Raw genomic sequence first — 20,481 nt, 5'->3', positions numbered from 1 at the left:
CCAACACGAAAAGCCCCGGAAGGGGCGACAGATCGCTGGCCACCTGTCGCCCCTTCCGGGGCTTTGCGTTGTTGGTTAATTGCAATCCCACGGCTGACGCCGTGGGCTACTCGCTATCGCCGCTACCGCGGCTGGCCACCACCGATGGCGAGCGTTTCCCCGTACATCTGCCACGCCCTGGCAAACGTCTGATCGGGCAACCAATTAGCCGAATCCCGATCGCCTTGAAAATCGGCGGCAGCAAAACACCTCCAATGGAAACGCCGATTTGCCCTGTTGATTTGTCCCCACAGGGCAGCACAAAATGGAGTTCCTTCCTGAACGTTCCCTTCCTCCAGAGAAACTCTCCGCCATGTGCGATCAAGATCATTTTGAAGACGACCTGAAAAAGTACTCCCGCCGCGACCTCGGCACCTTGGCGGCCGCAGGCGTTGGCGCCGCGATGCTGCTGCCTCGGGCTGCCGATGCTGCGGAAGTGAGCGGCAGCGACGTGACGATCAAAACTCCCGATGGTGATTGCGACGCCTACTTCGTCGCCCCCAAGACCGGTGCCCACGCAGCCGTCTTGATCTGGCCCGACATCTTTGGACTGCGTCCCGCATTTCGCCAGATGGCGCAGCGGCTAGCCGAATCGGGCTACAGCGTGCTGGTCGTCAATCCGTTCTATCGGACGATGAAGGCACCCACGGCGGCGAAGGGAGCCAACACGCCGATTCCCGACGTGCGTCCGTTGGCGAAATCGCTCACACCCACAACACAGACAACCGACGCCAAGGCGTTCATCGCCTGGTTGGATGCGCAGCCGCAGGTCGACAAGAGCAAGAAGATCGGCACGACCGGCTATTGCATGGGGGGCCCGATCGTGATGCGGACTGCTGCAGCGGTTCCAACCCGCGTCGGCGCGGCAGCCACGTTCCACGGCGGTGGTCTGGCGACCGACAGCCCCGACAGCCCGCATCGCTTGATTCCACAGATGAAGGCTCAGTTCCTGATCGCGGTTGCGGAGAACGACGACCAACGCGATCCCGAAGCGAAGGACGTGCTGGAAAAATCGTTTGCCGCGGCCAACCTGCCGGCAGAGATCGAAGTCTATCCGGCCGGGCACGGTTGGTGCCCACCCGACACGCGCGTCCACAACCAGGAACAAGCCGAAAAAGCTTGGAAACGGATGCTTGTTCTGTTCGACAAAGCGTTGGCATAGCAACGCTCGCTGGCATCGCCAAGCCGCGCGAAGCCAATCATCTCCGATGCGTTAGCGGATGGCTGCTCAAGGCACCAGACGCTAACGCGTTGCTGCTGGCCGATCGGCAATCGATCACGATCCCGTGGCGGGAAACGTTCCCGCCGCAGTCTCTACTTTTTCTTTCGTGATGGTTTGGGATCGAGGTTCGCGTTCAGCTGTTCTTCGCTGACCGCCGAGACGACGCCCTGTGATGGGACCTCAACCTTTGCGGTCCAGAGCATCGTGTTGAGGACCACTTTGCGAAAATCGTCGTTCCCCCAGTTGTCATGAAAATGGCCGCCGGTGAAACCGAAGCCGCGTCCGCCATCGGGACGCTCCACCGTCCATAACATCGCTTCGGCCCGTCCCTTCGATGCCTGGATGTGCGGGTAGGGTCCCTTGGGATAGACATAGGGACCATCGCGGACTGTATCGCTGGGACTTGCCACCAAGATCGGGACAAACTTCAGATCCTCGACGTCGCGCGACTCGTTGCCGGGGATATCAGCGACAAAGCGCATGTTGAAATACCATTCGTCTTGAATCGCAAACGGCTTCACGCCGCGGGTGATCGGATGCTCGGGAAGGCTGGCAAACTGCGGCTCCCAAATCGGATTGCAGGAGAACATGTTTTCATAGTGACCGCCGATCCAACGCTTAAATTCGCCGCTCGCCTGATCGGCCAAGATCTCCACGCCGTAGTGCATGAAGCCGAGTCCGACGCCTTTCGCAGCAAGACGGTCGATCATCTTCAACCGCCGGCCTTCCTCTTGCACCACTTCGTGACGCGCCCCGCCGTCCATATAGAAGACGATCGCATCAGCCTTTTCCAGGATCGATTCATCCTCGGGCCAACCGTTCAAGACAACGTCGGTCTGCAGACCGGGAACGTCTTGCAAACACTTGGCCAACAACTGCACGCCGGCATTGAATTCGTGTAACCGCGGCGGGTGCGACGGCTTGCCCGCGACAAGCACCAAACGATGGTCATCCGCCACGGCGACAGTCGTCACCGCAGCGATCAAGAAGAGCGCCGACAATCGGCGAAACAGAGAAGCATTCACTCGTGGGATTCCTCGTCAAACAGAAACAACGCGTTCAATCAATTGACAAGAGTATACCTCAACCTCTGCTTCACTTTCATCGAATGACCCGGATGAGAAATCTGGGGATTGCAACTGCGTGACGGCTGATACTGCAAGCGGAAACCTGGATTTGCCTTCGCGAATCGCGATGATTGCCTTCACCAGCCAATCGGGATACGATATCCGGCGTCAAAACGCTTGCAAATACAATGGCGGCCGCGATCGAATGGGACCGGAAACCCTTCTTCTCATCGTCCCTGCGGGGTACTGCTCGTTTCCTGGCTGCGGAGGCAAACTCTTCCACTACTCACACATTTCGAGATGATCCCATGACGAATTCGAGTCGAACCGGCGTGATCGCCACAGCCCTCACCGTTGCGGCGGCGTGGGGACTGATTTCTGACAACCGCCGCGCCGACGCGCAACAGCTGACTCCGATCCCCGCGGCGATCAGCACTCCCGATCAAGAGGAGAGTCCGTTCGGGAAGCTTGAATTCCAGGACGGGGCGCCGACCGAGGCGACAGCAAAAAGAGTGAAAGATGTCCTGACCTTTACCAACGCGTTGGCTGCTTACAACAACAGCTTCCGCGGCGCTTCGGCCTATGCGATCGCCAAGGGGATGGAAAGCATCGGCGCGGCGGACAACTCCGTCGTCATCTTTCCCGATCTGATGGATTCCAGCTCGCTCTTTTTGACTGCCAACTGCGACACGATTTATTACCTGAGCGTGATCAATCTGTCCGATGGACCGATGGTACTGGAGCAACCTCCGGCCGGACTGGGGACCATCAACGACATGTGGTTCTCGTGGATCATCGACATCGGTCGGCCCGGTCCCGATCGCGGCCAAGGGGGCAAATATTTGATCGTGCCCCCAGGCTACGACGGCCCGCTGCCCGAAGGCGGTTATTTCGTTGCCCACTCCAAAACCAATCGCGTCCTCTACGCCGCTCGTTCATTCCTCGTCGAAAACGATCCCAAGCCGGCTGTCGAGAACATCAAGAAGAACCTGAAGATCTACCCCTACACACCCGGCGGCTTCGGCACGAGCATCGCCGAGGCGCTCGAGGGAACAGTTAAGTTGGGAGAGAATCCGCCGCTGCCCGAAACGAAGTTTGTCGACGCGTCGGACAAGTCGTTCAACACGATCCCACCGAGCGACTATGGTTTCTTTGAGATGATCAACGAAAACGTCCAACAGCAACCTGCCACCAGCTACGACGTCGAACTGGCGGGACAATTGGCGGCGATTGGCATCCAGCATGGCAAGCCTTTCAACCCCGATGCCCGGACAAAACGAATCCTCACCGACGCCGCAGCGATCGGCAACGCCACAGGGCGCGTCTTGAACTGGCGATACGCCACGCTTCATCCCGAGTGGGCTTATTACCCCAATTCGCAGTGGGGCAACATGTTGTTCGAAGGGGGTGCGTTTTTCGAAACACCTCCGCCAGCGTATGCCGATGGGATGTTCAAGCCACAGCCACCGACCGGTGCCCGAACGCTCGATTCTCGCACGGCCTTCTATTACGCCTACACCCTTGATTCCCCGGGCATGATCATGCGAATCCCCGGTGTCGGTTCCCAGTACCTTATGAGTTTCTTGGATACCCAAGGCGAAGCGTTCGACGGCAGCAAGACCTACGAGGTCACTCTCCCCAAGGGGATTCCGGCCCACGCCTTCTGGTCGTTCACGGTCTACGACAATCAATCGCGTTCGATGCTGCAGACACCGCAGAAATACCCACGCGCTGGCAGCCAGACCTATCCTTCTCCCGCCGCGACGGCGGCCAAGGACGGTTCGACCACGATCTACTTCGCACCGAAGCAGCCCGAAGGCGTCGAGCGGGGAAACTGGATCCAGACCGATCCCGAAAAAGGCTGGTTCACAATCCTGCGACTCTACAGCCCCATGCCATCCTTCTTTGACAAAAGCTGGCGTCCGGGCGAGATCAAACTGGCCGAATAGCCGTTCGATCACTAACACCTCAATCAACAGACGCAAAAAGATAGACAAATTGAGTCGCCCGGCAACATTGGCCGGCGATTCATTTTGTCAATTGCGTCTGCGCGACTTCTAAGGACGATTGAATCCCCCGCCCGAGTGCACCACTGTGGTTCAACACGTCGCGGTCCTCACCTTGCTGCAGCGAGGCACCTCGGAAACCGTCATCTAATTCAGCTGACACCAATCGACTCGATCGAATTAGCCTAACACGCCAATCGATGCTGCAGGCTGATTCCCGCCAGCGTGGCGCCGCCATTCGACCTTCGGATCGCAACAAGATCCCAACGCAAACCACGACGTCCGATTCTGGCCGATCCGGCCGGCAACATCCCCATCAGCCAGAAGAGGTTCGCGGAACGCTGGCGTTTGCGTCATTCAATTCTCGGCCACACCGACTCCAGAAAGACGTCGATGTTTTCACGGGATCTGTGAAACCTTGGTCAATTTAGATCCTCGGACGAATTGCCAGGTGCAAATCCTGAGGCCGAAGACTACAACGGCACTGTCGCTCGAAGCTCCAACCCGACAGGTGAACATACAGCCACCGCGTCTCCAATCGCCGCCATAAAATGCCAACATGATGACGACGAGAACCCTTGCTAGCCGGCAGCGGAAGCGGGCAAACGCCGGTCGTCGCGAAGGCCCAATAGTCGATATCGAACATGAACCAGCCGGGCCGCACCACGCTGCGGCCTGCCGATCCGCAGCCAATCAACAGACACACGATGGACACCGAACCAGAAACTAATAAACGAAAACCACACGGCCGAACAAAGTGGCTCACAAAAGTGATTGTCGCCTCTCTATTTTTATGGCTTGCCGTCGCCTATTTGGCCGCACCTTGGGCCTGGGAACTCTACATTCGGCGGCATCCAGACCTAGACGACCAACCGCGGATCACACGAACCAGCGACGGCCATCCCGGCGACCCACTGAATGTTGAACTGATCGGCAGCGAAGCTCAGCTACAGCAGATCATGAAGGCCGCCGATTGGTATTCGGCCGCCGCGTTGGGTCTGAAAAGTGACCTCAAGATCGCAGCGGACACCGTCCTGTCGCGACCCGACGATGCCGCTCCGGTCAGCAGCCTGTATCTGTTTGGCCGCAAGGAAGACCTGGCCTTCGAACAACCGGTCGGTGACAACCCACGGCATCGACATCATGTTCGATTATGGAAAACGGACGAAGTGAATCCCGAGGGTCGGCCCAAATGGCTAGGCTCGGCGGTCTATGACAAACGCGTGGGGCTGAGCCATACAACCGGTCAGATCACGCACGTCACCGCGGCCGACATCGATGCCGAACGCGACTACTTATTTCAATGCCTCGAACAGACCGGACAACTGGCCGAGCATTCGATCGAACCCAATTTCCATCAACAACACGATGGATACAACGGCGGCGGCGATCCCTGGCACACCGACGGCAGCCTTTACATCGGCGTGATCCGAGCAACGGAACCGTAACTGCCTCTCTAGTAAACTACCAATCTTCGATTTCTGACTTCAATCCAACGAGCAACCTGCGATGAAAAACTTTCTACTCGCGTCACTGATGGTCACTGCGATCTCATTGATCCATCTCCCCGTCAGCCATGCTCAGTTTGAGAACTTGGTCCGCCATCTTCCCAACAAGGCCAATACGCTGGTGCTGTTCAATATGGAACAGATCATGGCGAGCCCATTGGCAACCCAACAGAAGTGGAACGAGAACGAACAGGCCAAATTTGCCGCGGGCCTGATCATGGTACCGCCCCAAGCGTTGCACTTGGCGATCGCGTCTCAAATGGACATCGAACTGATGCATCCGCGATGGCAGGCATCGGTCATGGATCTTAGCGAAGAGCCGGATATGTTGACGGTCACCGAGCGCCACGGCGGCAACGTCGACACGATCAGCCGGCAAGACGCGGCCGTCCTTCCCAACAATACCTACGTGGTCAAGTTTGGCAAGTCGATCGCCGGTGTGATGTACCCAGCCGATCGGCAACAAGTGGCCGCATGGATCGACGACGTATTTTCGATGTCCGATCGCAAACCCTTGACGCCCTACCTGCTCGAAGCGGAAGCCTTCGCAGACAAGAAAGACGTGCCGATCATCTTGGCAATGGATCTGAAGAACTTACTTTCGCCGCAGTTCATCCGTCACCAATTGACGCAAACGAAATCGCTTCAAGGCAAGAAGGCCGACCTGGATCAACTTGCCAAAGCGTTATCGAGCGTTCGCGGAGTGACTCTGGGCATCGAGATCAGCGACCATGTCACAGGTGGCCTGAAAATTGATTTCGACGAAGACATCTCGGCCAGCAAGGACTTTGCCAAAGCGTTGATCCTGGAAACGCTGGGCAGCCACGGCCTGATGATCAACGAATTCAAGGACTGGCAAGTCCAGGTGGGCTCCAAGGAGATGTTGCTTAAAGGAAGTCTGCAGTCGAGCGGAATCCAGCGTGTCTTCAGCCTGTTCGACATGCCTCCGGGCTTTAAACCACTGCCGAACTCGTCAGCTTCCACGTCGACCGATTCGAAAAAGCCAGACCCAAAACTGATGGCACATGCGACGCAGCAGTACTTCAAATCGATCAACCTTTTGATCAACGATCTGAAGCACGAAGATCAGCAACACCAAACGACAACACCTGGTTTGGAAGCGATCTGGTATGCGAAATACGCAGCGAAGATCGATGCGTTGCCGATCCTACACGTCGATCCCGCGATGGTGACCTTTGCGACTCAGGTTTCCGGTGCGCTGCGGAATTCGCAAAACGCGATGCGGTCGGCTGGTGTGAAAACGGCATCACGCATGATGAACATGCCCGACGCACAAATTTACAACTACAAGTACGCGGCGGGCGCGGAGGCACATTACGGCCCCTACGGCGGCGGTGTTGGTGGCGCCTATGCCTACCGCTACCAATACAATCCCCGCGCGTCGCTCCGTCAGGATGGAGAACAGCTTGCTCAGATCCAGCAACAAGAGACAAGCAAAGGGTATGCGTCGGCTAACAACATCATGCAAGAGATCGCAATATCGACCACGGAAATCCGCCGCAAGATGACCGAGAAGTACCAGATCGAATTCTAAAGCGGCCCCCGCACTCGCCGAGCCCATCCTGGGAGATGACATCGATGTGGCGAATGAAAAACTTGACGGCGATCCTAGCTGTGGCTGGCCTGCTGATGTTCCAGGCGGGCAGCAGCTGGTCGTCCGAACCACCAGCGGACGAACTGCCGGTCATTCGTCAACTCGATGACTACTTGAGATCTGACGCAAACGCGTTGGTTGAACTCACATCGCAAGACTTCGCCACCACGCCGCTGACACGGCAACAATGTGTCGCGGCGGAACGAAGCCTGTGGTCCGCCTATCGGAATCAAATTCGCCCCGAGCGAACCAAAGAACACGCTGCGAATGTCGTTCAGGTCGACGGCATATCGATGAAATATCGGAAACGCCGTTATGGAGAACCGCCCGCCGGCGGATACAGCCTCGTGATCTCGATGCACGGCGGCGGTGGAACGACGGCTCGCGTGAACGATCAACAGTGGCAAAACCAGATCGGTTTGTACACTCTGGAGCAAGGGATCTACGTCGCTCCCCGAGCGTCCACCGATGCCTGGAACATGTGGCACCTGCCGCATATCGATCCATTGTTCACGCGTTTGATCGAGAACATGGTGCTGCTGGAAAACGTGAATCCCGACCGCGTCTACCTCACCGGTTATTCGGCCGGCGGCGACGGCGTCTACCAACTCGCACCGCGAATGGCCGACCAGTTCGCCGCGGCTGCGATGATGGCCGGGCACCCCAACGAAACGAACCCACTGGGGCTGCGAAACCTGCCATTCACGTTACACATGGGCGAGCGTGACGCGGCGTATCAGCGGAACGAACATGCGGCGAGATGGAAACGGGAACTGGCGACGCTGCGTGAAAACGATCCAGAGGGCTATCGCCATTGGGTTGAAATCCATGCCGAAAAAGGGCACTGGATGGACCGCCAAGATGTTTCGGGGATGAAGTGGATGATGCAATTCACTCGAAACGTGTTGCCACAGAGAGTGGTTTGGTTGCAAGACGATGTTCTGCATCGACGGTTCTACTGGCTGGCCGTTCCCGACGGCACTGCCAAACAGGGCAGCAAAATCATCGCGTCGCGAAACGGTAACACCTTCACGATCGAAGCATCCGACGTCGACCGATTTGCACTTCTGCTGCGCGACGATTTCGTCGACTTGAATTCACCGACCGAGGTCATCTACGAAGGCCGCACAATTTTCTCGGGACCTGCAAAACGAACGATCGCGTCGCTGTGGAGTTCGATCGTCGATCGCGGCGATCCCGCGGCGACGTTCAGCTGCCGCGTTCCGATTGCGCTGACAGACGAAGAGTAATTGGCAGCATGAAGCGCGTCGGGCCAACTCAATGCAGCGAGTAGCGTCCCATTTTGTAGTGCAATGTCCTGACGCTGATCTTCAGCGCCTTGGCTGTCTTCTCGCGGTGGCGACCACAGGCCTGTAACGCCCGATTAATCGTCATCCGCTCACACTCCTGAACCGCTTCGGCGAGCGAATTAGGCAACGGCCCCGACGCGGCGGACAAACCACGCGAAGCTTGCAGCAGACTTGGCGACGGAAGCTGCTCGCCAACATCGCCGTCGACTTCGTTTGGAGGCCCATCGCCCGGAGCCTTCGGCACCCGATTGCTTTCCGATTCCAATCGATGTTTCATGCGAGCGCTCCGCACCCGCTGTCGCACATCGTTCAAATCCAATGGTTTGGGAACGAAGTCCAACGCGCCAGCTCGCATCGCCTGCACCGCAACATCGACCGATCCATAAGCAGTGATCACGATCGCGTCGGCACCGGGCTGCAACTTATGAAATTGCTGCAACAGTTCGAGCCCCGAAAGGCCGGACCTCAAATTGAAATCGATGATCACAAAGTGAAACGTTTCTTTGCCAAACAGTTCCAGCGCCTCGTTGGCATCCGCCGCCGTAGCGACCAAGTCGGCTTCCCCAAACAGTCCTCTGGCTAACCCGATGCGAATCCCCGGTTCGTCGTCGACGACCAACACGTTGAATGGTGCGGCGGTCATTGCATAGTCCTCGATGCTGATATGAATTGGATAGGAAATGAACCGGACAAATCCGCCCGAGCTGGCAATGACGATCCAAAGTTCCCGAAGGCGACTGACCGTCACGGCTCCCGACGCCACTTCGCCAGATCGCGCCACAGCCATCCCCCTGCCGACGAACAGCAATGCGAAGCGCGGCAGGTATCCCCAACAGGCATTGTGCTTGCGACCCGCAGTGCAGCCGCCGTACCAATCGCTGCCAAACGCCGGAGACCTTGCGGCAAGAAAGGCCACAGAACAAGCAAATCCCTGCATATCGCATTGAAATCAACTTTGAAAATTTTCGCTCGACAGGATCGCGATGCATCAGGCCGCTTCCCACCGCTCCGTCGCACCAGATGAAGCCGAAACAGCAAACAGCCTCTCCAAACCGCCTAGGGCAAGCATTTATCATCGCGAGACGCTCCAGATCCGTCGAATGGCGACTGAACAAAATCTGGCCGCGCGGCGGATAAAAACCGCGCAGACTCTGACCGGCGGCACAAATATCGTGCGGCAGACAGCCAGTGAACGCTGGTGCGCAAAACCGTGAGCTTAGGCTTCAGACGCGTCGATAGAGACACCGCCGAGCGAGCGGATTAGCAAATCCGGAACGTCTCTCGAAACCTGGCGATATCCTCGCCGTGCCCCATAATCATGATGATGTCGTGCGACTGAAAGACGTATCCTGCGTCGGGATTAAAGATCAAGCTCTCGTCCGATTTCTTGATCGCGATGACCAGCAGCTTGTGCAGTCGATGCGCATCGGTCTGCCCAACAGTCATCCCAACGAGAGGACATTCTTCCGCAATCAACAGTTCGTCGAGTTCCAATTCGACGAACGCGGTTTCGGAGACACGCTCCATCAGATCAGCGGTCGATGGACGCGTGATCAAGCGAGCCATCTGCCGCGCTCCCACGACCGTTGGCATCACAACTTTGGTAGCTCCCGCCTGCCGCAACTTCTTCCCCGTGCTCTGTTTCTCCGCACGCGCGATGATCTGCAAATCAGGATTCAGATTCCGAGCGGTCAGCGTGATAAAGACGCTCTCGGCATCGTTGGGCAACGAGATCACAAGCGTCTTCGCTCGCGCGATGCCAACCGCTTCCAACGTTGCCTCTTCGGTAGCGTCCCCCTGCCAACAGACCATCTCGGCCGAACTGTTTTCTTGGATCACATCGGGATCCAAGTCGATCACGACCAACGTCTCTCCCTGACTCGCCAACTCGCTCGCCAAGTTCTGCCCCATCCGTCCGTAGCCACAAACGATAATGTGGTCACTCATTCTGTTCAGATCTTTTGTCATGCGTTGTCGCCCAATTGCACGTTCCAATTCCCCAGCCAACATCAACTGAAACAAGCCACCAAAGGTGTAAACCGCGGCCGACATACCCAACAAGATCACAAGCACGGTGAACAACTTCAGCTCCGGCTCCATGCTGCTATGTTCGCCGTAACCGACAGTCGAGATCGTGATCACAACCATCCAGATTGCTCCGATCCAGTCGTAGTCACCCAAAAACCGGAACCCGATCACGGCCCCCCACACGATCGACACCAGAATGATCGCACCGTATCGAATTCGCGCGAGTGGTGATTTCATCGGGTCGGCAAAGTGGGAGAGAGGCGTTGGCAATCCATGGAAGTTGCTAACAGTTTACAGCGATTCAACCAATATGACACGGCAACTCGAAAGCAACCTAGATCACGGCCTTCGACACCAAACGCGTTCGAAAGGCGGGCTTGTGACTCTGTTCACGCGGCCGCATGGGTGCATGGCACGTTTCGCATTCCGTTGGTTCCCGCGAACTGATTCGCGGGAACACACTGCCCGGCCCCGGACCGAAGTCCATTTCTAATCAAAATTGATTAGGGCAGGGAATCAACATCGAATCCCCCGCTTCGGACACTTGCCATCGTTGTTCTATAGCGACGCCCCGCATCCTCTCCTTCTTTGCTGGAAGACCGCAACAATTGCGACCCAATCGCGGGCAAAGCGAAAAATGGCGGGCGGAGGCTTTCGCCCACAGTTTTGTTATCGAAGGCACTCGCAACCAAACTGCCGATCCAACATCGCTGGATCGCCCCCCGCCAAGACACTCTCTCCCAGGTCACTCGGGAGACAATTCGCTGCTCCTCGATTCATCACCCTGTTCTTTTGGCTCGAACCATCGATAGATCGTTGGCAGCACCAACAAGGTCAACATGGTGGAGGTGATCAATCCGCCAATGACCACTGTTGCCAGCGGCCGCTGGACCTCGGCACCCGAACTGGCGGAGATTGCCATCGGAATGAACCCCAGCGCGCCGCAGGATGCTGTCATCAACACAGGTCTCAACCGGTCCATCGCTCCATGGACGACGGCGTCGCGCTGCGAGTCTCCACTGTGTCGCAGATGCCGAATATGTTCGATCAAGACCACGCCATTCATCACCGCGATTCCAAACAACGCGATAAAGCCGACGCCGGCCGAGATCGAAAACGGCATGTCCCGCAACCATAACGCCAGGATGCCGCCGGTCGCCGCGATCGGCACGTTCAAATAGATCAGCAGTGCCAACTTGGTTGAATTGAACGTCATGTACAGCAGCGAGAAGATCAAGAACAACGCCACCGGCACGGCGATCGCCAACCGCTTGCTCGCTTGCTGCAAGTTCTCGAACTGGCCGCCCCAACGCAGCATATAGCCGCTGGGCAGTTTGACCTCCCGATCCACCACCGCTTGGGCTTCGGCAACGAAGCCGGCCAAGTCGCGGCCGCGAACGTTGCACTGCACCAGCAAACGCCGACGGATCGCATCGCGACTGATTTCCACCGGTCCATCTTCCATGATGATCTCGGCCAATTGAGCAAGCGGAATCGGTTTCCCGCTGGGGTCATCGATCCTCAACTCGGCCAAGCGTTCGGTATTGACGCGCCACTCGGGCTGTAACCGCACCTGCAATGGAAACCGCCGCTGTCCTTCAAAGACCTGTCCGACCTGCATTCCGCCGACCGTGGCAATCGCATCCAGGACGTCCCGTCCATTGATCCCATACCGCGCCAACGCATCGCGTCGCAGCTTCACTCGCATATACGACAACCCAGCAATCTGCTGAGCCGCGACGTCCGCCGAACCCGGCACCTGATTGAGCGCCTTGACGATCTCATCTCCCTTGGCTTTCAAAACATCCAAATCATCGCCATACAAACTTAGGCCGATGTCCGAACGAACGCCCGCCACCAACTCTTGCACACGCAATTCAATCGGTTGCGTGAAGCTGAAGGCGTTTCCGGGCACCTCTACCTCCAACGCCTTTTGCATCGCTTCGATCAATTGCGGCTTGGGCAGCGAATCTCCCTCGTGCGGATCGGTCCGCAAGCGAATAAACAGGTCGGTTTGGTAAACACCCATTGGATCGTTAGCAATTTCCGGTCGTCCTGTTTTGGAAACCACCGTCTCGACTTGCGGGAACTTCAACAAGCAGCGTTCGATCGCCTTGGTCATTTCGATCGAGGTCTCTAACGAAACGCTCGGCAAACGAGTCGCTTGAATCGCGATGTCCCCTTCGTCCAACTTGGGCACAAATTCGACGCCGAACCCCGACGCCAAAACCACGCTGATCGCAAACGCGACCACCGATCCCCCCATCATCAACGCAGGCCTTCGCATCGCAAACGCCAGCATCGGTTGGTACGCCTGTTTGATCCAGCGAACCAAAAACGTCTCCCCTGCCTTCACGCGGCGAGCCAAAAACAGCGATGCCAGAACGGGCATCACCGTTACCGACAAGACCAACGCCGCCGAGAGTGCAGTCATAAAAGTGAACGCCATCGGCCGGAACATCTTCCCTTCCATCCCCTGCAGACTGAGGATTGGAATGAACACGATGATCACGATGATGCCAGCAAACAAAATCGGCTTGGCGACCTCTTTCGCCGATTCGCGAAACACGCTTTCGGGCACGCGATCGCCACCATGTTTCTTTTGGTACTGCATCGCCCGGCGGACGCAGTTTTCAATCATTACCACCGCCCCGTCGACGATCACGCCAAAGTCGACTGCACCAAGACTCATCAGGTTTGCCGAAACGCCGACGTATCGCATGGCGATCAACGCGCACATTGCCGACAACGGAATCGCAGCGGCGACGATCAATCCCGCGCGGACATCGCCCAGCAGAATGAACAGCATCATGATCACCAGGAACACGCCCACACCGATGTTCTCCGCGACGGTATGGATCGTCTTGGCGACCAATTCGGTGCGGTCGTAAAACGTATCGATCGTCACCCCCGGCGGAAGTGTCTTTTTGATCTCCGCGATCTTTTCCTTGACATCGGCAACCACTTGGCGCGAATTACCTCCCATCAACATCATCACCATTCCGATGACAGCTTCGCGGTCGCCGTCGCGCGTGACCGCACCTTGACGCAACATCGGCGCGAAATCCACTCTGGCAACGTCGGAGATCCGGATCGGCACGCCATCGCGACTGTCCAACACGATCAAACGGATATCGTCCAGCGATTGAATCAATCCCTCGCCACGGATCAGACGCTGCTCCGCATCGTGCGCGATGTAGCCGCCTCCCGAGTTGCCGTTGTTCTCCTCCAAGGCGGTGAACACGTCGCTCAACGAAACGCCATAGTTCTTCAGCTTGTCGGGATCGATTTGCACCTCATAAGTTTTCAGCTCGCCGCCAAACGTATTCACCTCGATCACCCCCGGAACGCTGCGCAGCTGAAACGCAATCTGCCAATCGAGGATCGTTCGCAGATCCGACAGGCTCTGTTCGCTGCCCGGATCGGCACGAACTTCGAATTGGTAGATCTCGCTCATCCCCGTCGCGATCGGGCCCAGCGAAGGCGTCCCCATCCCCGGCGGTATGTTTTCGCGCGCCTGCAGCAAGCGTTCGTTGATCAGATTCCGAGCCCAATAAATGTCGGTCCCATCTTCAAAGGCGACCGTAACGGCGGACAATCCGAATCGGCTGATCGAACGAATCTCGGTGATCCGCGGGATACCACTCATCGCGTTCTCGACCGGGAACGTGATGAATTGTTCAACCTCCACCGGCCCCAGGGCAGGCGAATTCGTTAGCACTTGGACCTGCACGTTGGTGAGATCGGGAACCGCGTCCAACGGGATCGTCATCGCTGCGAACGCCCCCATCCCCAGGATGACCAACGACAACAGCATGACGATAAAGCGGTTATTCAACGAAGCATCAATGATGGAATTTAACATCGCTTATTCTTCTCCCATCAGATCAGCCAACATCTGCGACTTCAGGATGAAGCCACCTTGCACGACGACCGATTCCTCAGGTTCCAAACCCTGCTTGATCGTGATCGATGTCTCGTTGGCCGTCCCCACGCGGACATTGCGTCGTTCGAACTGGGCCTCGCCGCGGTGAATGAAGACGAATTTCTGCCCTTCGTGTTCTTGGATCGCCGGCAAAGGAACCTGCAGCACATCCTGTTGCGTGACCGCCGACAGATCGACGGTGACAAACATCCCCGGTTTTAAAAGATGTTCCGCATTGTCGGCGATCGCGCGCATGCTGATCGTCCGCGTCGATTCATCCATCGTTTCGCCAGCGAAGAACACTTCGGCTTCGAAAGTCTGGTCGGGCCAAGATTCGCTGTGCAGATGAATCGTCTGCCCCGCCAACGACGCCAGCAACGGAATGTGCTCCTGATACAAATCGGTCAAAATCCAGACCGTCGACAGGTCGGCAATGCTCAACAACATCACATCCGGACGCACCTGTTCGCTGAGCACCACGTCTTTGGTCAGCACCGTTCCATCGAACGGCGCTCGCAGCAAATAGTGAGAAATGCCTTCTCCCTGCTCGGCGGGATCAATTTTCTTGAGCTCTTCATCGCGGACTCCCAAGATATGCAGCGTCGTCTCCGCAACGGCGGCTTGTGTTTCGGTCTCCTTGAGCAATTGTGACGACAACAACGTCGACATCCGCAGCCCGTGCTCCACCTCTTCCAACCGCGACTGAAAAGTTGCCTGGTCGGCGTTTCGATTCGCTTCGGCGTTCAGCAGCGTCTTGCCCGACACGGCTCCCGAATTGGCTATCCCTTGCAACCGCGAGACATCCGCCTGCGACTTGGTGTAGCTGGAATAAGCGGTTAGCAAGCGTTCGCGAAACTCACCCATCGGACGACTGCGGAATGCCACTTCGATTTGTTCGATGGGCATTTTGTCTCGCAACGCCTTGACCAGATCCCTCACGTTGTTCGAGATTTCCGTCTGCATCGCATGCTTCGCGGTGGCCATTTCCAACTTCAGACGGGACTGAAACAGCTTCAGCTTGGCTTCGCCGATCTCGCGACTGTGGATCGTTGCCAACAACTGCCCCGCCTTGACCTGCTGTCCCAAGCCAACGGAAACAGATTCGACAATCCCTTCGACCATCGGATAGATGTGGGCAACGCGATCTTGATTCAGCGACACTTTTCCGGTCAACCGCACGGTCGTCTCAAAAGCCCCACGCTGCACGGGTTGCAACTGAATCCCCGACACCTCCCATCGCGACTCGGGCAGTTCCAACAACTCCGTCCCCTCGGCCGTCTCCGCGCCGGTTGCGTCAGTCGACGGCGCGCCGTCGGCTTGAAAGTTCGCCAACTGGATCGAACTCGAATCGGTCCGTTCCGTCTCGATGTCATGGTTGCTTGAATCGCTGCGACGGTTGATAAGCGTCGCCGTAACGGCAACGAAGATGGCGAGGCCGACAGCGGCCAGCACGATTCCGCGCGTGGATATCTTCGGTTTGTCCACGGGCCGTTGGGAAGTTTCGGTGGGGTTCATGGAATGACTCACAGTTGGCAGGATGGCAGAGGGTAGCAGCGGGCGAGCTGATGACACGGAAATCCGATATCGAGAAGCAACCGACGTGATCAAACCCTTGGTGACGCGAGCGATTCGGCGTCAACATGCGTTCCACGATTCAGCGCAGCTGAAAGCAGTAGCGACTCGGAGGATCCGAGACGGTTAGCAGCGCATGACCGACGAGCACGTCGGCAAAGAAATGCGGCTCAAAGCCTGGCCGCTCAACCAATTGAAGCCCGACAAGGTCTTGTCGACCTCGAAGTCGGCTCGACCACAAAACGAGTCGACAGGATTCACCGCCAGCAGTTTTCCCAGGGACAAATCGACCGGAGCGTTGGATGACACCGAATAGCAAGGTAGCGATTGGACCACCGACGCTTCGCCGTTGAGCCCCGCGTAACCAGCCCCTCGCATCAACCAATGCAGATGCCATTCACAACCGCTGTTTTGGCTGAAGCCATCGCAGTGATGACGCTGCAAATGCTGGATTAATTCAACATCCCCCATCCTCGAATCGATCGCACTAGCATGCGAATGGACGACCGGGGTCGGTCCAACCCACAACGACGACACCAGCAAGCAAAGCTGGAGGCAGATGCGATAGTTCGTCGGGGGAAGGATGGAATTCATCAACGAATTTAAAAGTCCGAGCGTGTTAACTCATCGTTTTGGAAAGCAAACGACTTCGACCAGGCTCGCAGGGGAAGGCTGGACATCCGCTGCCCTTTAGCTCGATCCACTGTAAATCTCACCGAACAAGTTGTCAAGAAATAGCGCACTTGCCACGATCTTGGGGAGGGCAAGTGCTCGGTAACGTTGAATTCCAAAACGGCATGACCATCTCATTCGTCGCGTCCCCTACATCCGCAGCGACGATTCAGGGCGCGCGTTCCACATTCCGCCTGCCTCCCCTTCGCGGTGCCAATGAACGACATGGAACACGTCCGAACGATCCCTTGCCACCTCGGCTCGGCCACGCCGTCCCCTATCCTCGGCAAGCGATCTCAAGCGAAAACCGTTGCCCCCCCCTCGCCTTGGCCTCATAAACACGCCTAACCAACCAGACAAGTTCACGCTTCGGACGCACAAAATTCGCGACAAATTCACTTGGAGATGCGATCCGAGTGACATCTATGAAGAGCCGATGAATTTGGGTTTGATCGCCTAGACGAAGCCTTCCTAACCGTCGAAGCATGGGGTTATCCTGCTGCCGCAATTTACTGACTGTCACAAAACAATATTTCCAGTCACACAAGCAACCTGCCCCCCCCCCATTCTCAGGGCGACTCGTTTGTCATCTTCACCTTCACTTCAAAAAGGCCTCACCATGCGACATCCTAGAAAAAAACGCCGCGGCTTCACCCTCGTGGAACTACTTGTTGTGATCGCCATCATCGGCATCCTCGTTGGGCTGTTGTTGCCAGCCGTCCAAGCCGCTCGCGAAGCTGCCCGCCGCATGCAATGCAGCAACAACCTGAAACAAATTGGCCTCGCCACCCACAACTTCCACGACACGTTTGGCCACCTACCGACCGGCGGATCCGATGGACCGTTTGCCACATGCTGCAGTTCGACCGTTCGCGAAGGTTGGAGCTGGTTGTACCAATTGACTCCCTTCATCGAACAAAACAACGTCCATGAATTGACCACCAACGCCGACGTCTACTCTTCGCTGATCCCATCCTACGCCTGCCCTTCCCGCCGCACCGCTCAACTTTGGAACGGAACCTTTCGCGCCGATTACGCAGGCAACGGCGGCATCACAACCCAAACCTGGCAAGGACCTTTCGTTCGCCAATGGAAAACCCTACCGTTACCCACGGGCACAACCAACCTCAAGCCGGACCAAACACGTCGCCTGGATGACATCAAAGACGGTACCTCCAACTGCCTGCTGGTCGCTGAAAAGCAGGTCCACTGGTCGACCTTCGGTACCGCTGGCGGAGACAACGAAGTTTGGGCCAACGCTGGCTGGGACCAAGACATCGTCCGCTACGGCAACTTCTTGCCCGAACCCGACAACGACCATCCCGACAGCACCCAATCGACTCACTGGTCCAATCGCTTCGGCGGTTCGCACCCCGGCGGTGTCCAAGGCGTTCGCGCCGATGGTTCGGTCGTGATGATTCCTTACACCGTCGACGCCGTCAACTTTCAGAACTTCTGCACCATTCGCGACGGTGAAGTTCTCGACGAAGACGTCTTCAACTAGCCCCCAAAATCCCCTCCCCAAAGAGGTCACTAACATGAACTATCGAAATGCCGCCCTGGTGCTGCTGATCACTCTCCCAACCTTGGGATGCAGCAACGAACAGCCCACCATCACCGACGCCACCGAAATCGAAGCTTTCGAGCAACAGGTGGTCAACGAAGAGATGGCCTATCAACAACAGATGGCCGAAGAAGCCAAGGCCGCGAAGAAGAAGTAGCAAGCGATAACCTGAGCAATCCCGCTGCGAAGCGGTGTGATTGGCATCCCAAGCAGCGAGTGGCCCGTTTGTGTCACTCGCTGCGAGCGTTTTTGGGCTGAAGTCCTGGGCTCCGGCTCGGGGACTCTATCGGCTAAAGCCTCCGACTCCAGCAAATTCTAGGCGATCAGTTCTTTGATCACTTCGCCGCCGAATTGGCTCAGCTGTTTATAGCGACCTGCGTGCAGATAGGTCAGTTTATTGTCGTCGAGCCCCAGCAGATGCATCAGCGTGACGTGCAGATCGCGGATCGGATGCACACATTCGACAGCGGATGCCCCCAGTTCGTCGGTCGCGCCGACGACCGCACCTCGCTTAACTCCGCCGCCAGCCATCAGCATCGTCATCGCGTTGTTGTTGTGCCCGCGGCCCAGCGAATAGACGCCGCCACGTTTGTTGTTGTCGGGCGTGCGACCAAACTCGCCCGTCCAGATGATCAACGTGTCCTCTAACATTCCGCGTTGCTTCAGATCCCGGATCAACGCTGCCATCGGTTGATCGACGCTCTTGATCCGCGAGGTGTGCCCACGTTCCAAGTAATCGTGGCTGTCCCAGCCGCCGCTGAAGATCTGCACAAAACGGACGCCACTTTCGACCAACCGCCGAGCCATCAGACACTGCCGGCCAAACGTCTCGGTCTCCGGAGCGTTCAGTCCGTACATGTCCAGCGTCTGCTGAGTCTCTTTCGACAGATCGATCACGCCCGGCACTTCGGTCTGCATCCGAAACGCCAATTCGTAGCTCTCCATCCGCGCCCGCAAACGCTGATCCTCCGCTCCCAAGGATTCGAGATGCGATTGATTCAGTTGCGCCAGTTCGTCGAGCGCACGGCGTTGATGCTCTCGCGATTTGAACTCTTGCGAAGCAAGATCCAAGATCGGCGAACCGGTCGGACGCAACCGCGTTCCCTGGTAATAAGGAGGCAAAAATCCATTGGTCCAGTTCCCCGCGCCCCCCTGCGGCAACGCCAACTCGGTCATCACGACGTAGCCCGGCAGGTTCTCGTTCTCCGACCCCAAACCGTACGTCGCCCAAGCTCCCAGCCCCGGATCGCCTCCCAACCGACTGCCGGTGTTCATGTGGAACAACGCCTCGGGATGGTTGAGCGATTCGGCTTGGCAACCGCGGTAATTGCATAACTCATCCGCCACGTAAGGATCGGCCAGATGCTTCCACTGGTCGCACATCTCGATCCCCGATTGCCCGACCTTCTGAAATCCAAACGGGCTGCCGACGAAGAACTTGAAACCCGCTTCCTGCCCCGCCTTCAGCTTCGATTCCTTTTTATGCAGCCGCGTCAATTCCGGCTTGGGATCAAAGGTGTCCATGTGCCCGGGGCCCCCCTCCATGAACAACATGATCACGTTTTTCGCTTTGGCCGGCACCATCGGCGGCTTGGGCGACAACGGTCCCGCGGCCGCAGCCGCTTCGCTGGCCAATAGATTCGTCAGTGCGACCGAACCGAGCGAAGCTCCCAGTTGATACAGGAAGGATCGTCGTGAGTCGTTGAGAAGAGGATTCACGTTCATCGATTCGCTCGCATTAAATAGTAAACAGGAAGCCGAGTTAACGATTAGCCACGGCCCATAGTGGATCTTGTTAAAGAACCATAAATATCCCGGCAGGGATTCAAGCAATTAGCCGTAAGTAAGCGTAGCGACACTTACGGTTAATACGCCAATCGCCCGATCGACCCCGAAGGTGGTCGCAGATCACCACGCCGGTGCGCTGCGACCACCTTCGGGGTCGATACTTTG

15 protein-coding genes are annotated in these 20,481 nt (G+C 57.2%); 9 read left to right on the top strand and 6 right to left on the bottom strand.

Annotated elements, in window-relative coordinates; genetic code table 11:
• The first annotated feature begins 352 nt into the window (after positions 1–352).
• The gene (locus EC9_RS02270) at positions 353–1,201 is read left to right on the top strand and encodes a dienelactone hydrolase family protein (RefSeq protein WP_145342020.1); all 849 of its coding nucleotides are present in this window, start codon (positions 353–355) and stop codon (positions 1,199–1,201) included.
• A 152-nt stretch (positions 1,202–1,353) separates the two neighbouring features.
• Here EC9_RS02270 and EC9_RS02265 read toward each other — a convergent pair whose 3' ends face one another.
• Positions 1,354–2,286: a ThuA domain-containing protein gene (locus tag EC9_RS02265; RefSeq protein ID WP_246105915.1), complete on the bottom strand. Its 933-nt coding sequence runs from the start codon at positions 2,284–2,286 to the stop codon at positions 1,354–1,356.
• Positions 2,287–2,636: 350 nt separating this feature from the next.
• Between EC9_RS02265 and EC9_RS02260 the strand changes: the two genes are divergently transcribed.
• The 4 genes from EC9_RS02260 to EC9_RS02245 all read left to right on the top strand — a co-directional run bounded on the left by EC9_RS02260 (position 2,637) and on the right by EC9_RS02245 (position 8,707).
• Positions 2,637–4,277 carry a DUF1254 domain-containing protein gene (locus tag EC9_RS02260; RefSeq protein WP_145342015.1) on the top strand — a complete coding sequence of 547 codons (1,641 nt, stop codon included), beginning with the start codon at positions 2,637–2,639 and terminating at the stop codon, positions 4,275–4,277.
• 827 nt (positions 4,278–5,104) lie between these two features.
• On the top strand, positions 5,105–5,782 hold the full coding sequence (locus EC9_RS02255) for an LssY C-terminal domain-containing protein (protein ID WP_246105914.1): 678 nt from the start codon (positions 5,105–5,107) through the stop codon (positions 5,780–5,782).
• Between the two features lie 61 nt (positions 5,783–5,843).
• Positions 5,844–7,397 (top strand): hypothetical protein, encoded by a 1,554-nt coding sequence (locus EC9_RS02250; protein WP_145342011.1) that lies wholly within the window; start codon positions 5,844–5,846, stop codon positions 7,395–7,397.
• 53 nt (positions 7,398–7,450) lie between these two features.
• Entirely contained in the window at positions 7,451–8,707 is a 1,257-nt protein-coding gene (locus EC9_RS02245) for an alpha/beta hydrolase (protein ID WP_145342009.1), read from the top strand.
• A 28-nt stretch (positions 8,708–8,735) separates the two neighbouring features.
• On the opposite strand, the gene EC9_RS02240 is transcribed toward EC9_RS02245, so the two are convergent.
• Positions 8,736–9,410, bottom strand: coding sequence for a response regulator (locus EC9_RS02240; RefSeq protein WP_218934525.1), 675 nt, complete (start codon positions 9,408–9,410; stop codon positions 8,736–8,738).
• A gap of 340 nt (positions 9,411–9,750) precedes the next feature.
• Between EC9_RS02240 and EC9_RS02235 the strand changes: the two genes are divergently transcribed.
• Positions 9,751–9,981, top strand: a complete 231-nt coding sequence (locus EC9_RS02235) for a hypothetical protein (RefSeq protein ID WP_145342005.1) — start codon at positions 9,751–9,753, stop codon at positions 9,979–9,981.
• Between the two features lie 46 nt (positions 9,982–10,027).
• Here EC9_RS02235 and EC9_RS02230 read toward each other — a convergent pair whose 3' ends face one another.
• The 3 genes from EC9_RS02230 to EC9_RS02220 form a co-directional block, all read right to left on the bottom strand.
• The gene (locus EC9_RS02230) at positions 10,028–11,032 is read right to left on the bottom strand and encodes a potassium channel family protein (protein ID WP_145342003.1); all 1,005 of its coding nucleotides are present in this window, start codon (positions 11,030–11,032) and stop codon (positions 10,028–10,030) included.
• A gap of 508 nt (positions 11,033–11,540) precedes the next feature.
• Positions 11,541–14,660, bottom strand: coding sequence for an efflux RND transporter permease subunit (locus EC9_RS02225; protein WP_145342001.1), 3,120 nt, complete (start codon positions 14,658–14,660; stop codon positions 11,541–11,543).
• Positions 14,661–14,663: 3 nt separating this feature from the next.
• The gene (locus EC9_RS02220) at positions 14,664–16,235 is read right to left on the bottom strand and encodes an efflux RND transporter periplasmic adaptor subunit (protein WP_145341999.1); all 1,572 of its coding nucleotides are present in this window, start codon (positions 16,233–16,235) and stop codon (positions 14,664–14,666) included.
• A 193-nt stretch (positions 16,236–16,428) separates the two neighbouring features.
• Here EC9_RS02220 and EC9_RS02215 point away from each other — a divergent pair, with 193 nt between their 5' ends.
• The 3 genes from EC9_RS02215 (at position 16,429) to EC9_RS02205 (ending at position 18,685) form a co-directional block, all read left to right on the top strand.
• The gene (locus EC9_RS02215; RefSeq protein WP_145341997.1) at positions 16,429–16,608 is read left to right on the top strand and encodes a hypothetical protein; all 180 of its coding nucleotides are present in this window, start codon (positions 16,429–16,431) and stop codon (positions 16,606–16,608) included.
• A 975-nt stretch (positions 16,609–17,583) separates the two neighbouring features.
• Positions 17,584–18,468, top strand: a complete 885-nt coding sequence (locus tag EC9_RS02210) for a DUF1559 domain-containing protein (protein WP_145341995.1) — start codon at positions 17,584–17,586, stop codon at positions 18,466–18,468.
• Positions 18,469–18,502: 34 nt separating this feature from the next.
• On the top strand, positions 18,503–18,685 hold the full coding sequence (locus tag EC9_RS02205; RefSeq protein WP_145341993.1) for a hypothetical protein: 183 nt from the start codon (positions 18,503–18,505) through the stop codon (positions 18,683–18,685).
• 158 nt (positions 18,686–18,843) lie between these two features.
• Here EC9_RS02205 and EC9_RS02200 read toward each other — a convergent pair whose 3' ends face one another.
• A complete protein-coding gene (locus tag EC9_RS02200; protein WP_145341991.1) occupies positions 18,844–20,253 on the bottom strand; it encodes a DUF1501 domain-containing protein in 1,410 nt (469 codons plus the stop codon).
• Positions 20,254–20,481: the final 228 nt, after the last annotated feature.

Origin of the sequence: Rosistilla ulvae (assembly GCF_007741475.1) — a bacterium.
Classification (GTDB): domain Bacteria; phylum Planctomycetota; class Planctomycetia; order Pirellulales; family Pirellulaceae; genus Rosistilla; species Rosistilla ulvae.
The sequence above is the reverse complement of the archived record's forward strand: the minus strand, read 5'-3'. Positions and strand labels throughout refer to the sequence as shown.

Excerpts from the sequence above, each read along its gene's own strand:
- EC9_RS02210 (WP_145341995.1), top strand. The coding sequence starts at position 17,584 with ATGCGACATCCTAGAAAAAAACGCCGCGGCTTCACCCTCGTGGAACTA.
- EC9_RS02250 (WP_145342011.1), top strand. The coding sequence starts at position 5,844 with ATGAAAAACTTTCTACTCGCGTCACTGATGGTCACTGCGATCTCATTG.
- EC9_RS02230 (WP_145342003.1), bottom strand. The coding sequence starts at position 11,032 with ATGAAATCACCACTCGCGCGAATTCGATACGGTGCGATCATTCTGGTG.
- EC9_RS02235 (WP_145342005.1), top strand. The coding sequence starts at position 9,751 with ATGCATCAGGCCGCTTCCCACCGCTCCGTCGCACCAGATGAAGCCGAA.
- EC9_RS02225 (WP_145342001.1), bottom strand. The coding sequence starts at position 14,660 with ATGTTAAATTCCATCATTGATGCTTCGTTGAATAACCGCTTTATCGTC.
- EC9_RS02240 (WP_218934525.1), bottom strand. The coding sequence starts at position 9,410 with ATGACCGCCGCACCATTCAACGTGTTGGTCGTCGACGACGAACCGGGG.
- EC9_RS02215 (WP_145341997.1), top strand. The coding sequence starts at position 16,429 with ATGACCGACGAGCACGTCGGCAAAGAAATGCGGCTCAAAGCCTGGCCG.
- EC9_RS02220 (WP_145341999.1), bottom strand. The coding sequence starts at position 16,235 with ATGAACCCCACCGAAACTTCCCAACGGCCCGTGGACAAACCGAAGATA.
- EC9_RS02205 (WP_145341993.1), top strand. The coding sequence starts at position 18,503 with ATGAACTATCGAAATGCCGCCCTGGTGCTGCTGATCACTCTCCCAACC.
- EC9_RS02245 (WP_145342009.1), top strand. The coding sequence starts at position 7,451 with ATGAAAAACTTGACGGCGATCCTAGCTGTGGCTGGCCTGCTGATGTTC.
- EC9_RS02200 (WP_145341991.1), bottom strand. The coding sequence starts at position 20,253 with ATGAACGTGAATCCTCTTCTCAACGACTCACGACGATCCTTCCTGTAT.
- EC9_RS02260 (WP_145342015.1), top strand. The coding sequence starts at position 2,637 with ATGACGAATTCGAGTCGAACCGGCGTGATCGCCACAGCCCTCACCGTT.
- EC9_RS02270 (WP_145342020.1), top strand. The coding sequence starts at position 353 with ATGTGCGATCAAGATCATTTTGAAGACGACCTGAAAAAGTACTCCCGC.